We start from the raw sequence: 13,359 nt of genomic DNA on the forward strand, positions 1-13,359 counted from the left end.
CGGATGCTGCGAGTAATCGGCGCGGGACTCCCGCGCACCGGAACCATGACCCTCAAGAACGCCCTCGAGACCCTCCTCGGCGCCCCCTGCCACCACATGGCCGAGGTGTTCAACAACCGCGCCGAGACCGACCCGCCCGCCTTCCTGGCGGCCGCGCACGGCGACTTCCCGGACTGGGACGAGCTGTTCGCGGGCTACGCCGCCGCGGTCGACTGGCCCTCGTCGGCGTTCTACGCCGAACTGGCCGCGCACTACCCGGACGCCGTCGTCGTGCTCTCCAGGCGCGACAGCTTCGACACCTGGTGGAAGAGCGCCAACGACACCATCCTCAAGGACATTCACGCCGCCGCCGACCTCGTCGGCCCGATCTGGAAGGCCATGATCGACGCCGTCTGGGACAAGACGTTCGAGGGCGCGCCGCGCGAGGACCGGGACGCCGTGGAGGCCGCGTACCACCGCTACCACGACCGGGTGCGCGAGACGATCCCCGCCGAGCGGCTGATCGAGTTCGAGACCGGCGCCGGCTGGCGGCCGCTGTGCGAGGCGCTGGACCTGCCGGTCCCCGAGACGCCGTTCCCGTACCTGAACACGACCAAGGACTGGCACGACCGCGCGAACGCGGTGCCGCCGGGCGGGGTGCCCGCCGAATAGCGGCGGTCCTGAACGGGTGTCAGCCGCGGAGCCGCTCGGCGGCTTCGCGGCTGGCCTCCATGGCGAACCGCGCGTAGTCCGGGCTCGCCCCGGCCATGCCGCACGTGGTCGACACGCTCACCTGCCGCGGCAGCTGCTCGGGGCTGAACCCGAGCCGGTGCCACAGGCCCTGCACGCGATCGGCCGCCTCCTTGGCGACGCCCGGGTGCGGCTTGCCGAGCGGCGGCACCACTCCGGCGATGAGGCGCCCGCCGTCGTCGAGGTACTCCCCCAGGGCGTCGACCTTCGGCACGTCGTCGAGGTCGAGCAGGGTCAGGTCGAGCGAGAGCGCCTGCGCCCCGGCCTCCTGCAGCAGCTTCACGGGCGCGTCCGGCGCGCAGCAGTGCACGACCACCGGGACGCCGACCTGCTCGGTCAGCTCCCGCAGCCGCTCGCGCGCGACCTCGACGGGCACGCGGCGGTAGAAGTCCAGGCCCGACTCGGTGTTCACACGGCCCGCCAGCGCCGCCGGGAGGCTCGGCTCGTCGATCTGGACCGACAAGGCGGCGTTCGGCATCCGCGCCTGCGCGGCCGCGACGTGGTTCCGCAGCCCTTCGGCGAGGGAAGCGGTGAGGTCGGCGACCGCGCCGGGGTCGGCGAGCATCGCGCCGCCGGTGCGCCGCCACAGGTTGGCGGCGAGGGTGAACGGGCCGACGGCGGTCAGGCGGACCGGGCCGCCGGCGTTCGCCTCGTGGAGGGCGTCGAGGTCGCGTTCGAGGAAGTCGAGGGCGCGCCGGGCGTCGCGCCCGGGCAGGTCGGCCAGTTCCCAGCGGAACGCCCACCACTGCACGGGCAGGCCCACGAGCAGGGCCGCGCCGCGGCCGATCATGTCGGCGCCGAGGCCCCGGTCGGGCAGCTCGGGCAAGTACGGCCATTCGGGGAGCTCGCCGAAGACGATGTTGACGGCCTCGCGGGCGTCCGTTCCGGGCAGCGAGCCGATGCCCGTGGCGATCCCCGCGGGGAGCGCGGCGTCGGCGTCGGGGTCAGGCACGCGCGGCTTCTCCGGACTCGGCGCCGGCGGCGGTGAGGCCGTGGGCGGCGTCGATGGTGCCGGACGCGAGGACCGCGTCGCCTTGGGCCGCATCGGGGTCGTAGACCACGAGGGCCTGGCCGGCGGCGACGCCGAACGCGGGCTTGTGGAGTTGCGCGGTGAGCCCGCCGTCCTCGGGGGTCACCGTCGCCGGGTAGACCTCGCCGTGGGCGCGGAGCTGGACCTCGGCCTCGAAGGGGCCGGTGCGCTCGTCGGCGAGCCACACCGGCGCGCCGGTGCGGATGCGGTCGACGCGCAGGGCCTCGCGGGGCCCGACCTCGACGCGGTTGTCGACCGGCGTGATCGAGAGGACGTAGCGGGGCTTGCCGTCGGCGGCCGGGACCTTGAGGCCGAGGCCGTGGCGCTGGCCGATGGTGAACTGGTGCGAGCCGTCGTGGCTGCCGAGGACCTCGCCGGACGCGGCGTCGACGATCTCGCCTTCCTTGGTGCCGAGCTTGTTCTTGAGGAAGCCGGAGGTGTCGCCGTCGGCGATGAAGCAGATGTCGTGGCTGTCGGGCTTCTTGGCGACGGCGAGGCCGCGGGTCTCGGCCTCGACGCGGACCTGGTCCTTGGGGGTGTCGCCGAGCGGGAACATCGAGCCGGCGAGCTGGGCCGGGGTGAGCACGCCGAGGACGTACGACTGGTCCTTGCCGGGGTCGACGGCGCGGCGCAGGAGGCCGTCGTCGCCCTTTCGGGCGTAGTGGCCGGTGACGACGGCGTCGAAGCCGAGGGCCATGGCGCGGTCGAGGACGGCGGCGAACTTGATCTTCTCGTTGCAGCGCAGGCACGGGTTCGGGGTGCGCCCGGCCGCGTACTCGGCGTAGAAGTCCTCCACGACGTCCTCGTGGAAGCGCTCGGCCATGTCCCATATGTAGAAGGGGATGCCGATGACGTCGGCGGCGCGGCGGGCGTCGCGGGAGTCCTCGATCGTGCAGCAGCCGCGGGCCCCGGTCCGGTAGGTCTGGGGGTTCTTGGACAGCGCCAGGTGGACGCCGGTGACGTCGTGCCCGGCCTCGACGGCGCGGGCGGCGGCGACGGCCGAGTCGACTCCGCCGCTCATGGCGGCCAGTACTCGCAGTTTCACGCCTTCAACCTTAGGCCGGTGATCCGCGGACGCTAGGAGAGCCCGGCGGTCTTCGCGCGCCGCACGGCTTCGGGCAGGGCCGCGACGAGCGCGTCGACGTCGGCCTTGGTGGTGGGCCAGCCGAGCGTGAACCGCAGGGAGGAGCGGGCGTCGTCGGCGTCGGTGCCCATCGCGAGGAGGACGTGCGAGGGCTGGGCGATGCCGGCCGAGCAGGCCGAGCCTGTGGCGCATTCGACACCGGCGGCGTCCAGGAGCATGAGGAGGGCGTCGCCTTCGCAGCCGGGGAACGAGAAGTGCGCGTTGCCGGGCAGGCGCGATTCGGGGTCGCCGTTGTAGACCGCCTCGGGGACCGCGGCGCGGATGCGGGCGACGAGGTCGTCGCGCAGCAGCGCGAGCCGCTGGGACTCGACCTCCTGGGTGCGCACGGCGTGCCCGACCGCTTCGGCGAGCGCGGCGATGCCGGGCACGTCGAGGGTGCCGGAGCGGATCTCGCGCTCCTGGCCGCCGCCGTGGAGGAGGGGGACGGCCTTCACGTCGCGGCGCAGGATGAGCGCGCCGGTGCCGGTGGGGCCGCCGAGCTTGTGGCCCGAGAGGGCGAGGCCGGCGGCGCCGGAGGCGGCGAAGTCGACCGGGACGTGGCCCACGGCCTGGATCGCGTCCGTGTGCACGGGGATGCCGTGGGCGGCGGCGATCTCGGCGATCTCGGCGATGGGCTGGAGGGTGCCGACCTCGTTGTTCGCCCACATGCAGGTGAGGACCGTGATCCGGGGGCCGTGCTCGGCGAGGAGTTCGGCGAGGGCGGCGGTGTCGACGCGGCCGAGCTTGTCGACGGGGAGCTCGCTCACGTCGGCGCGCTCGTGGTCGCCGAGCCAGGCGACGGCGTCCGCGACGGCGTGGTGCTCGATCGCGGTGGTCACCACGCGGTTGCGTTCCGGTGTGCGGCGGGACCAGTGAATGCCTTTGACCGCGAGGTTGTCCGCCTCGGTGCCGGAGCCGGTGAAGATGACCTCGCCCGGTTTGGCGCCGAGGGCTTCGGCGATGCGCTCGCGGGCCTCCTCGACCGTGCGGCGGGCGGTGCGCCCGGAACCGTGCAGGGAGGAGGCGTTGCCGAGGGCGCGGGCGGTGCGCACGTAAGCGTCGAGCGCTTGGGGGAGCATCGGCGTGGTCGCGGCGTGATCGAGGTAAGCCATGGCCCCTCCAGTCTACGTTCGTTTTGCGGCCCGCTCGCTCCGCCGTGGCCGGGGCGCCCCGGCTCACTCGGGCGGGCCGCGGCGGCGCTCCGGCGCAGGGGTCTGCACCGTTCCGAGGGGTGGGATTCGAGCACCGAAATATTCCGCGTTAGTCGGCGTAATGCGTCGTGGTGCCCGCGAGATAGAATCTGACGAATCCTCCTACCTTTCCGAACGCAAGGGGTCGCCGCCCCGAGACCGGTGCCGAAGAAGGTCGAGTCTTCGACGCCCGTGTCGAGAGAAAGTGTGTGTGCCGATGACGCCTGAGCTCGCCGAAGCGCTACGTGCCGGGCCCTTCCACACTGCCCTGCGCGTGGCCATCCAGACCAGCGGGCTCGGTCTCGACCGCATCCGCCACCGCCTCGCCATGCGCGGCATCACCGTGTCGACGACGAGCCTGAGCTACTGGCAGTCCGGCCGGTCCCGGCCCGAGCGCGCCGAGTCCCTCGCCGCCGTCACCGCCCTCGAAGACCTCCTCGAGCTCCCCGCAGGGTCCCTGCGGGTCCTCTTGGGCCCCAAGCGGGCCCGCGGGCCGCGCTCGATCCGGGGGCAGCTCCCCCGGCCCGACGCGGTGCTCGGCGGCGACGCGGTGCGCGAACTGTGCGACCAGGTGCCGGCCTCCCGCGAGCACACGCTGGACATCCTCAGCCAGCAGGTGATCGTCCACGTCGACTCCGACTGGCAGGAGTCGGTGTTCGAGCTGTCGATGCTGGTGCGCGCGAGGCGCGACGATGTGGACCGCTACATCCTGCTGTACCGCGGCGACGAGGGCTGCGACATCGACGACATCGAGTTCAAGCCGGTGCGCGACTGCTCGGTGCCGAACATCCTGCGGCACCCGGAAGCGCCGGTCGCGCTGGCGGAGATCGTGTTCGACACGCCGCTGCCGAAGGGCGCGACGCACCTGTTCGAGATCGTCGTGCAGGGCAACGGCGGCACGTCGAGCGGGCACGGGAACGCGTTCCGGTACCCGGTGGACCAGTACTCGCTGCAGGTGCGGTTCGCGCCGGACGCGATCCCGAGGCGCGTGTATCGCTTCGCGCAGTCGAGTCTGCAGCGCGAGAAGCGCGAGACCGGGGACCTGCAGCTGGGCCCGAACCGCACGGTCGCACTGGCCGAGCCGGTGCCGAGGCCGGGCGCGCTGGGCATCGGCTGGGAGATCGAATAGGGCTCTGCCCTATAGGATATATCCTATAGGAAAAGGGCGCCTCCGGCCGAAAGCCGTTGGCGCCCTTCCCGTGTTGCGACTAGTCCTCCGCGTTGCGGAACCTGTTGACGAGCGCCCAGCTGCCGGGCAGGAGCAGGGCCGCGATGACGAGCTTGACGGCGTCGCCCGCGAGGAACGGGGTCATGCCGGCGGCGACCGCGTCGGCGGCGCTCATGTCGAGCGCGAACGCGAGGTAGGGCACGCCGAAGGCGTACATGAGCACGTTGCCGACGACCATGAGCCCCACGGTCTTCAGGATCGTGCGGTCCCCGCCGCGCTTGGCGAGGAAGCCGACCGCCACGGAGGCGGCCAGGAAGCCGATGATGTAGCCGAAGGTCGGCATCGCGAAGCCGGAGGTCCCCTCGGTGAACCACGGGACCCCCGCCGCACCGGCGGCGAGGTAGAGCGCGAGGGTCAGGCCCGCCCGGAGCGGCCCGTAGGCGGCGCCGAGGAGCAGCACGGTGAACGTGGTGAGCACGAACGGGACCGGGCTGATCTGCGGGATGGTGAACGCGATCTGCGCGGAAGCGCCGACGGCGGCGGCACCGCCGAGCACGAGCACGGCGTCGCGCGCGTACGCGGCGGCCTTCGTGCGAGCGGGCAGGAGATCAGCGAGAACGCTCGGCGCGGCAATCGCGACAGCTGGGGCGGCCATGTGAGGATCCTCCAACATCGTATGTAGGTTCTATATAACTAGAGGCTGCCACGAAGCGTAACGCACCGTTGTTACGGCGCCGTGAAGCCCCCGGCGGGCGGCGAGCGGTCCGGCCCGGAAACCGTGTCGGACCCGAGTGCGATCATCGAATCGGGGGCGCCTGCGAATGCCCGATTTGCCGGCACCCGCCGTGAACCGCCCAACTCCCCCAAGCGAATCGCCCGCCTGTCGTACCCCCGCGGGATCATGAAAAACGGGGGCGGCCGCGAACACGAGCCTCTTTCGCAAGGCCTGCGCCCCCGCGGCGCGCCCGTGAACACGGCCGCGGCCCGGCCGCCCCTGCAGGGGAGCTGACCGGGCCGCGTCGTACGTGCTTACTTCCGCTTCTCGATCGCCTCGAGCGCCTGCGGCAGCACCTGGAACAGGTCGCCCACGACGCCGTAGTCGGCCATGCCGAAGATCGGCGCGTCGGCGTCCTTGTTGACCGCCACGATGACCCGCGAGGTCTGCATGCCCGCGCGGTGCTGGATCGCGCCCGAGATGCCGGCCGCGACGTACAGCTGCGGGCTCACCGTCGTACCGGTCTGGCCCACCTGGAACTTGTGCGGGTAGTACCCGGCGTCGGTCGCCGCGCGCGACGCGCCCACCGCGCCGCCCAGCGCATCGGCCACGCGCTCGATGAGCGCGAAGTCCTCCGCCGAGCCCACACCGCGGCCGCCCGAGACGACCACGCGGGCCTCGGCCAGGCCCGGCCGGTCCCCCGCGGGCTCGTCGACCCGCTCGGTGACCCGCACGCGCTGGTCCGCTTCAGCCACGGTCGCGGCGACGGCCTCGACGGCGGGCGCGCCCGGGGCGGGAGCCGGCTCAGTGGAGCCGGTCTTCACCGTCGCGAGCGTGAACCCCTTGGTGGACTTGGACTTCACGACCGTGGCGCCCGCGAAGGCGTCCTGCGTCGCGGTCCCGTCGGCCTCCAGGCCGGAGACGTCGGTCAGCAGGCCGTTGTCCAGCGCCACCGCCACGCGGGCCGCGAGGGCCTTGCCCTCGTCGGTGCTCGGCAGCAGGAAGAAGTCCGGCGCGGCGGAGCGCGCCAGGTCGGTGAGGACGGTCGCCTTCGGGTCCACGAAGTAGTCGTCGATACCGGCGGCGTCGACGCGGTAGACCTTCGCCGCGCCGTACTCGCCCGCCAGCGCGGCGGCGGCGTCGTCGAAGGCGATGGCCGAGACGTCGCCGAGGGTGCGTCCCAGCGTGAGGACCTCGGCGGCGTGCTTGCCCGAGTTCGGCACGTACACAAGGATGTCAGTCATGATCGGCTCCTATGCCCTTCAACCAGCTCAGATGAACTTCTCGGCGGCGAGGAAGTCGGCGAGCGCGTCGCCGCCCTGGCCTTCGTCGGCGACGATCTGGCCGGCGGCGCGCGGAGGACGCTCGGCGGCGCTCAGCACCTCGTTGCGCGCGGCGGCGGGCCCGGCCTCGCTGACGCCGAGGTCGGCGAGGGCGAGGGTCTCGACGGGCTTGCGCTTGGCGGCCATGATGCCCTTGAGCGACGGGTAGCGCGGCGTGTTGATGGTGTCCCAGACGGAGACGATCGCCGGGAGGTTCGCGCTGAGCACGTCGTAGCCGTTGGCCCGCTGGTGCTCGACGGTGACGGTGCGCTCGGCGATGTCGATCTTGCGGGCGCCGGTGAGCGCGGGTGCGCCGGTGCGGGCGGCGAGGAGCTGGGGCATGACGCCCATGCCCGAGTCGGTGGACTCGGCGCCGGCGACCACGAGGTCCCATTCGAGGCGGCCGAGGGCCGCGGCGAGGATCGCGGAGGTGGTGAGCGCGTCGGAGCCGCCGACGGCGTCGTCCTCGATGTGCACGGCCTTGTCGGCGCCCATCGCGAGGACTTTGCGCACGGTCTCCGTGGCCTGGCCGGGGCCGAGCGTGAGGACGGTGACCTCGCCGCCGTGGGCCTCTTTGAGCTGGAGGGCGGCTTCGACGGCGTACTCGTCGAGCTCCCCCATGACGTTGTTGGCGCCGTTGCGGTCGACCCGCAGCTGGGCGTCCAGCTGTCTCGCGAGTCCCGAATCCGGGACCTGCTTGACCAGAACCACGATGTTCATCGACAACCTCCGAGGTCGTACTAGAGGACGCTTGTTGGCCTTGGTGTTCGTTCAGGCGTCTCGGCTGAAACTATATCTTACGAAGTTACTTACGGGTAACCACCCGAGGCGTTGTTGTCCCCGGCGCGGCGGACAGGCATGATTGGACCATGATCCGCGCGTTCGTGTTCCTGGTCCTCGCTCACTTGGCGCTGGTCATCGCAGCGGTCGCGGACTGCCTCGGCGGTGAACACGCCCCCAGGAAGCTCACTCGCGCCTGGTGGGTGCTCATCATCGTGTTCGTCCCGATCGTCGGCGGCATCCTGTGGTTCACGGTCGGGCGGGCCAAGCCCCCACGGCCGCAGCCGGGTTCGCCGCGCGGCAATGCCGGCCCGCGGAATCCGAAGGGCCCGGTCGCGCCGGACGACGACCCCGACTTCCTGCGGGACATCGACCGCCGCCTGCGCGACGACAACAAGGAGGACTGAGCCGCCTCAGGCCGACTTCTCGCGCCTCGGGCGGATCGCCCGGCGCGGCGCGGCCTTGGTCCTCGGCACCAGTGTGGGGTTCACGTTGCGGCGCACCACGTCGGCGGTGATCTCCACTTTCCCCACCTCGTCGGCGCGGGAGGGGATCTCGAACATGACGGGCTGGAGCACTTCCTCCATGATCGCCCGCAGCCCGCGCGCGCCGGTGCCGCGCAGCATCGCGGACTCCACGATGGGTTCCAGTGCGTCCTCGGCGAACTCGAGTTCGACGCCGTCGAGTTCGAGCAGGCGCTGGTACTGCTTGACCAGGGCGTTCTTCGGCTCGGTGAGGATGCGCAGCAGCGCCTCCTTGTCGAGGTGGTCCACAGTGGTCAGGATGGGGAGGCGCCCGACCATCTCGGGGATGAGCCCGTACTTGAGCAGGTCCTCGGGCATGACCTGGGAGACGATCGCGTCCTCGGCGGACTCCTCGCCGTCGTGCAGCTGGACCGCGAAGCCCACGGTGCGCTTGCCGACCCGGGCCTTGATGATCTCCTCGATCCCGGCGAACGCGCCGCCGCAGATGAAGAGGATGTTCGTGGTGTCGATCTGGATGTGCTCCTGGTGCGGGTGCTTGCGCCCGCCCTGCGGCGGCACGGCCGCGTTGGTGCCTTCCAGGATCTTCAGGAGCGCCTGCTGCACGCCCTCGCCGGAGACGTCACGGGTGATCGAGGGGTTGTCGGCCTTGCGTCCGGCCTTGTCGATCTCGTCGATGTAGATGATGCCGGTCTCGGCGCGCTTCACGTCGAAGTCGGCGGCCTGGATGAGCTTGAGGAGGATGTTCTCCACGTCGTCGCCCACGTACCCGGCCTCGGTGAGGGCCGTGGCGTCCGCGATCGCGAACGGGACGTCGAGCATCCGGGCGAGGGTCTGCGCCAGGTGTGTCTTGCCGGAGCCGGTGGGGCCGACCATGAGGATGTTCGACTTCTGGAGTTCCACGTGGTCGCCGCCGCGGATCGAGCCGAGTTCGTCGAGCTGCACGCGCTTGTAGTGGTTGTAGACCGCGACCGCGAGCGAGCGCTTCGCCGAGTCCTGGCCGATGACCCACTGGTCGAGGAACTCGACGATCTCCTTGGGCTTCGGCAGGTCCTCCCAGGCGACCTCGGCCTCCTCGGCGAACTCCTCTTCGATGATCTCGTTGCACAGGTCGATGCACTCGTCGCAGATGTACACGTTGGCGGGTCCGGCGATGAGCTTGCGGACCTGCCGCTGCGTCTTCGAGCAGAACGAGCACTTCAAGATCTCGCTGTCACCCAGGCGAGGTGCCATCGCGGTAACTCCCTCCCTCGGCGGGCCCGCGGGCCCGGACCGAGCGTGCTTTCTTGCTCCATCGTTGAAAGGTCAACCGGTGACACCGATCCGGCTCCGTTGATTCAGGACGAACCGGTGTCTCGATCCAGTATTTCGCATTTGCCGCCGGTGCGCCACCCTTGCAGGTCCTGGGCCACGGTATCGCGGCCCGGCGACATCGGGGGGCGGATCGATCGGAGGTGAGCCTCCGTCGGATGGCGGCGCTGAGGCGACGGGCCGGGCGTGCCGCGGGCCGGACGCCCGGACCGTCGCTCCTGCGCTGTGCTTACGCCGCGACCTCGGCGGGCAGGGCGTTCTTCTTGCGGTAGGTCAGGACGTTGTCGACGATGCCGTACGCGACGGCCTCCTCGGCGGTGAAGATCTTGTCGCGCTCGATGTCGCGGCGGACCTTGTCCACGGGCTGACCTGTGTGGCGGGAGAGGATCTTCTCCAGCTGGTCGCGCATGCGCATGATCTCGCGGGCCTGGATCTCCATGTCGGAGGCCTGGCCGAAGGTGCCCTCGGTGGCCGGCTGGTGGACGATCACGCGGGAGTTCGGCAGCGCGGTGCGCTTGCCGGGGGTCCCGGCCGCGAGCAGCACGGCCGCGGCCGAGGCGGCCTGGCCCATGCACACCGTCGCGATGTCGGGGCGCACGTACTGCATCGTGTCGTAGATGGCCATCAGCGCGGTGAGCGAGCCGCCCGGCGAGTTGATGTACATCGTGATGTCCCGGTCGGGGTCGTTGCCCTCGAGGACGATCAGCTGGCTCATGATGTCGTTCGCGGAGGTGTCGTCGACCGGGGACCCGAGGAAGATGATCCGGTCCTCGAACATCTTGTTGTACGGGTTCATCTCCTTGACCCCGTACGAGGTCTTCTCCGTGAACGACGGGACGATGTAGCGGGCCTGCGGACCGAAGCCACCGGCTTGGGCGTGGATGTCCATCATCTGGTTCCCCTATTCCTTACTTAGTTGGCCTCGGCGGGGACGTCGGCCACCCGCTTGACGACGTGGTCGATGAAGCCGTAGTCCTTCGCCTCGGCGGCGGTGAACCAGCGGTCGCGGTCCGAGTCGCGCTCGATCTCCTCGATCGTGCGGCCGGTGTGCTCGGCGACGCGCTCCTGGAACATCTGCTTGGTGTAGAGCATCTGCTCGGCGAGGATCGCGACGTCGGAGGCGGTGCCGCCGATGCCGCCGGAGGGCTGGTGCATCATGATGCGCGCGTGCGGGAGCGCGTAGCGCTTGCCGGAGGTGCCGGCGCACAGCAGTAGCTGGCCCATGGAGGCGGCCATGCCCATGCCGACGGTGGCGACGTCGTTCTTGATGTACTGCATGGTGTCGTAGATGGCCATGCCGTCGTACACCGAGCCGCCGGGCGAGTTGATGTAGAGCTTGATGTCGCGCTGGTCGTCCTCGGCCTCGAGCAGGAGCAGCTGCGCGCACAGGCGGTTGGCGATCTCGGAGTTCACGTCCGAGCCCAGGAACAGGATGTGCTCCTTGAGCAGCCGGTCGAAGACCATGCTGTCGAGGCCGATCGAGGAGGCGTCGCCGCCACCGCGCCGGGCCACCGCGCTGACGACGTCCTTCTCCAGCTGCGAGGAGAATGGAATCGAACGGTCCATGTCTTGCACCTTCATTCTGTCTCGGCGATATGCACTCGGCGTTGCGGTTACCAATCCAGACCTTAGCCCGTCGGGGCGACGATCGGACGCGCCTGGGCGCCGTGTTCGCTGCGAGCGGAGCGCGGGCCTCGGCGACGCTTGCGAGTCGTAAATCGGCGATGCCGCCTGCCGCCCGTCCTGGGCGCAGGCCGCCCGCGGCGCCCGCACAGGATGTCCGCCCGCCGAGGCCCGGAAACGCCCCCGGACCGCTCCGACGCGCGGGCCCGGCGACCCCCGGGGCGGATGCGGCGAGCGGGGCCGGGCCGCCCCGGCGGGGTCTAGGCTCGAGGAAAAGTTGCAGTTCAATACCACCTAACGCGCGCTACTGTCGCGCGTCAGTAGATATCTGCTATGGTCGGGCAAGCGCATACCCGGGTGACTTGGCACACGTGTCGGCGCACCGGCGAACGCACGGCTCCGGCCCGCGCTCGCTCCGAACCCCGACGGGTCCCTCACAGGCCCGCATCCTGAAGAGAGAGCTCAATGAAGAGAAGACTCATCCTCACCGCCGGCACCGCCGGTGCGGCGGCCCTGCCCCTCAGCGCCTGCGGCTTCATCGGCGGCGGCGACGAGACTGACGCGAAGACCGTCAAGTTCTGGCTCTCGGGCGACGCGAACCAAGGCGGCGGCTTCCAGAAGATGGCCGACAAGTACCTCGAGGAGACCGGGGTGACGATCGACATCGACGACATCCCGTACGACGACTTCAACACCCGCCTGCGCAACGCCGCCCAGGCCGACGGCCTGCCCGACTTCGCGCGGGTCACCGCCATCGACCCGATCTGGATGGACCAGCTCGAGGACCTCAGCGGCGTCGCGAGCGAGCACGGGGTCATGGAGAACCTCCTCACCGAGAACGAGGAGGGCGAGGTCCCGACCTTCCTCACCGACCTCACCGCCGTCGGCCTCTACGTCAACAAGTCGCTGTTCGACGAGGCCGGGGTCGCCTACCCGACCACCCCGGACCAGATCTGGACCTGGGACGAGTTCATCGCGGCCGTCAAGGAGGTCAAGGCCGCGACTGGAGCGCGCTACGGGCTCGTCATGGACCCGTCCTCGCACCGCCTGCGGTCCTTCATGTACCAGTTCGGCAGCAACGGCTTCGAGCTCGGCGACGACTGCAAGTACACGACCGACGAGGCCGCCACCACCGCCGCGCTCCAGTTCTTCGCCGACATCAACGACGACGACGTGATGCCCCGCTCCGTGTGGGTCTCCGGCGACGACCCGAACGCGCTCTTCAAGAGCGGCCAGGTCGCGGCCTACTACTCCGGCTCGTGGCAGGTGGCCGACTTCCAGGCCAACATCACCGACTTCGAATGGGCCTCGGCCCTCATGCCGGCCCAGACGCGCCGCGCCACCAACCTCGGCGGCGGCTACATGGTCGTCTACAAGGGCGACAAGTCGGAGGCCGCGCTCGACTTCGTCAACTGGCTCTTCACCGCCGAGAACTACACCGAGATCTGCGAGATCTCCGGGTTCCTCCCGGTGATCCAGGGCCTCGACATCGACTACGGCGCCTCGCAGGCGAGCTTCGACCTCTACAACGAGGAGATCGCCGCGTCCGACCCCGTCTCCAGCGCCCAGGACAAGGCCTCCCTCGAAGCGGTCTACCAGGGCCAGACCGCCGGCGGCGACGCCGACCCGCTCAAGGACGAGGCGGTCAAGCTCGCCAACGGCGACCAGGACGTGGCCACCACGATCGCGAACATCATCGCCGGTCTCGACGAGAACATCACCTGCGAGTAACCCTTGACGGCCACCGCCACCCGATCCCGGGTCCCCGCCGGGCCGCGCAAGCGGCCCGGCCGGGGCCGCCGCGCCCAGTACCGGGGCGCGCCGCGCGCGCGCGCCGGCCGCCGCACCGGCCGGGTCCGGGGGGTGGTCGGGTGGGCCGGCGGGCG

The 13,359-nt window shown here is 70.8% G+C and carries 13 protein-coding genes; 4 read left to right on the top strand and 9 right to left on the bottom strand.

Annotated features, from left to right (window positions below):
- The first annotated feature begins 3 nt into the window (after positions 1–3).
- On the top strand, positions 4–651 hold the full coding sequence (locus O2L52_RS22995; protein WP_270118448.1) for a sulfotransferase family protein: 648 nt from the start codon (positions 4–6) through the stop codon (positions 649–651).
- A 19-nt stretch (positions 652–670) separates the two neighbouring features.
- Here O2L52_RS22995 and O2L52_RS23000 read toward each other — a convergent pair whose 3' ends face one another.
- Genes O2L52_RS23000 through O2L52_RS23010 form a run of 3 tightly spaced genes read right to left on the bottom strand, consistent with a single transcriptional unit; the run spans position 671 to position 3,994 of the window.
- Positions 671–1,681 (bottom strand): uroporphyrinogen decarboxylase/cobalamine-independent methonine synthase family protein, encoded by a 1,011-nt coding sequence (locus tag O2L52_RS23000; RefSeq protein WP_270118449.1) that lies wholly within the window; start codon positions 1,679–1,681, stop codon positions 671–673.
- Entirely contained in the window at positions 1,674–2,798 is a 1,125-nt protein-coding gene (gene mnmA / locus O2L52_RS23005) for a tRNA 2-thiouridine(34) synthase MnmA (protein WP_344473151.1), read from the bottom strand. The genes O2L52_RS23000 and mnmA overlap by 8 nt, the downstream gene beginning before the upstream one ends.
- A 38-nt stretch (positions 2,799–2,836) precedes the next feature.
- Positions 2,837–3,994: a cysteine desulfurase family protein gene (locus O2L52_RS23010; protein ID WP_270118451.1), complete on the bottom strand. Its 1,158-nt coding sequence runs from the start codon at positions 3,992–3,994 to the stop codon at positions 2,837–2,839.
- A gap of 295 nt (positions 3,995–4,289) precedes the next feature.
- Here O2L52_RS23010 and O2L52_RS23015 point away from each other — a divergent pair, with 295 nt between their 5' ends.
- Positions 4,290–5,201, top strand: coding sequence for a hypothetical protein (locus tag O2L52_RS23015; protein ID WP_270118453.1), 912 nt, complete (start codon positions 4,290–4,292; stop codon positions 5,199–5,201).
- Between the two features lie 79 nt (positions 5,202–5,280).
- On the opposite strand, the gene O2L52_RS23020 is transcribed toward O2L52_RS23015, so the two are convergent.
- From O2L52_RS23020 to O2L52_RS23030, 3 genes are all read right to left on the bottom strand, one after another.
- Positions 5,281–5,895, bottom strand: coding sequence for a biotin transporter BioY (locus tag O2L52_RS23020; protein WP_270118454.1), 615 nt, complete (start codon positions 5,893–5,895; stop codon positions 5,281–5,283).
- A 374-nt stretch (positions 5,896–6,269) separates the two neighbouring features.
- Positions 6,270–7,199, bottom strand: a complete 930-nt coding sequence (locus O2L52_RS23025; RefSeq protein WP_270118456.1) for an electron transfer flavoprotein subunit alpha/FixB family protein — start codon at positions 7,197–7,199, stop codon at positions 6,270–6,272.
- A gap of 27 nt (positions 7,200–7,226) precedes the next feature.
- On the bottom strand, positions 7,227–7,997 hold the full coding sequence (locus O2L52_RS23030) for an electron transfer flavoprotein subunit beta/FixA family protein (protein WP_270118457.1): 771 nt from the start codon (positions 7,995–7,997) through the stop codon (positions 7,227–7,229).
- Between the two features lie 149 nt (positions 7,998–8,146).
- Between O2L52_RS23030 and O2L52_RS23035 the strand changes: the two genes are divergently transcribed.
- Positions 8,147–8,464, top strand: coding sequence for a PLD nuclease N-terminal domain-containing protein (locus O2L52_RS23035; RefSeq protein WP_270118459.1), 318 nt, complete (start codon positions 8,147–8,149; stop codon positions 8,462–8,464).
- 6 nt (positions 8,465–8,470) lie between these two features.
- Here the strand turns inward: O2L52_RS23035 and clpX are convergent, their stop codons facing one another.
- From clpX to O2L52_RS23050, 3 genes are all read right to left on the bottom strand, one after another.
- Positions 8,471–9,772: an ATP-dependent Clp protease ATP-binding subunit ClpX gene (clpX, locus tag O2L52_RS23040; RefSeq protein WP_270118460.1), complete on the bottom strand. Its 1,302-nt coding sequence runs from the start codon at positions 9,770–9,772 to the stop codon at positions 8,471–8,473.
- A gap of 307 nt (positions 9,773–10,079) precedes the next feature.
- Entirely contained in the window at positions 10,080–10,742 is a 663-nt protein-coding gene (locus O2L52_RS23045) for an ATP-dependent Clp protease proteolytic subunit (RefSeq protein WP_281846903.1), read from the bottom strand.
- A gap of 20 nt (positions 10,743–10,762) precedes the next feature.
- Entirely contained in the window at positions 10,763–11,416 is a 654-nt protein-coding gene (locus tag O2L52_RS23050) for an ATP-dependent Clp protease proteolytic subunit (protein ID WP_281846904.1), read from the bottom strand.
- Positions 11,417–11,938: 522 nt separating this feature from the next.
- Between O2L52_RS23050 and O2L52_RS23055 the strand changes: the two genes are divergently transcribed.
- Positions 11,939–13,204: an extracellular solute-binding protein gene (locus O2L52_RS23055; RefSeq protein ID WP_270118462.1), complete on the top strand. Its 1,266-nt coding sequence runs from the start codon at positions 11,939–11,941 to the stop codon at positions 13,202–13,204.
- Positions 13,205–13,359: the final 155 nt, after the last annotated feature.

It is taken from the genome of Glycomyces algeriensis (assembly GCF_027622855.1).
In the GTDB taxonomy this organism is placed as follows: domain Bacteria; phylum Actinomycetota; class Actinomycetes; order Mycobacteriales; family Micromonosporaceae; genus Glycomyces; species Glycomyces algeriensis.

Coding starts and splice junctions, on each gene's coding strand:
- O2L52_RS22995 (WP_270118448.1), top strand. CDS start 4: ATGCTGCGAGTAATCGGCGCGGGACTCCCGCGCACCGGAACCATGACC.
- O2L52_RS23010 (WP_270118451.1), bottom strand. CDS start 3,994: ATGGCTTACCTCGATCACGCCGCGACCACGCCGATGCTCCCCCAAGCG.
- O2L52_RS23015 (WP_270118453.1), top strand. CDS start 4,290: ATGACGCCTGAGCTCGCCGAAGCGCTACGTGCCGGGCCCTTCCACACT.
- O2L52_RS23020 (WP_270118454.1), bottom strand. CDS start 5,895: ATGGCCGCCCCAGCTGTCGCGATTGCCGCGCCGAGCGTTCTCGCTGAT.
- O2L52_RS23025 (WP_270118456.1), bottom strand. CDS start 7,199: ATGACTGACATCCTTGTGTACGTGCCGAACTCGGGCAAGCACGCCGCC.
- O2L52_RS23030 (WP_270118457.1), bottom strand. CDS start 7,997: ATGAACATCGTGGTTCTGGTCAAGCAGGTCCCGGATTCGGGACTCGCG.
- O2L52_RS23035 (WP_270118459.1), top strand. CDS start 8,147: ATGATCCGCGCGTTCGTGTTCCTGGTCCTCGCTCACTTGGCGCTGGTC.
- clpX (WP_270118460.1), bottom strand. CDS start 9,772: ATGGCACCTCGCCTGGGTGACAGCGAGATCTTGAAGTGCTCGTTCTGC.
- O2L52_RS23045 (WP_281846903.1), bottom strand. CDS start 10,742: ATGATGGACATCCACGCCCAAGCCGGTGGCTTCGGTCCGCAGGCCCGC.
- O2L52_RS23050 (WP_281846904.1), bottom strand. CDS start 11,416: ATGGACCGTTCGATTCCATTCTCCTCGCAGCTGGAGAAGGACGTCGTC.
- O2L52_RS23055 (WP_270118462.1), top strand. CDS start 11,939: ATGAAGAGAAGACTCATCCTCACCGCCGGCACCGCCGGTGCGGCGGCC.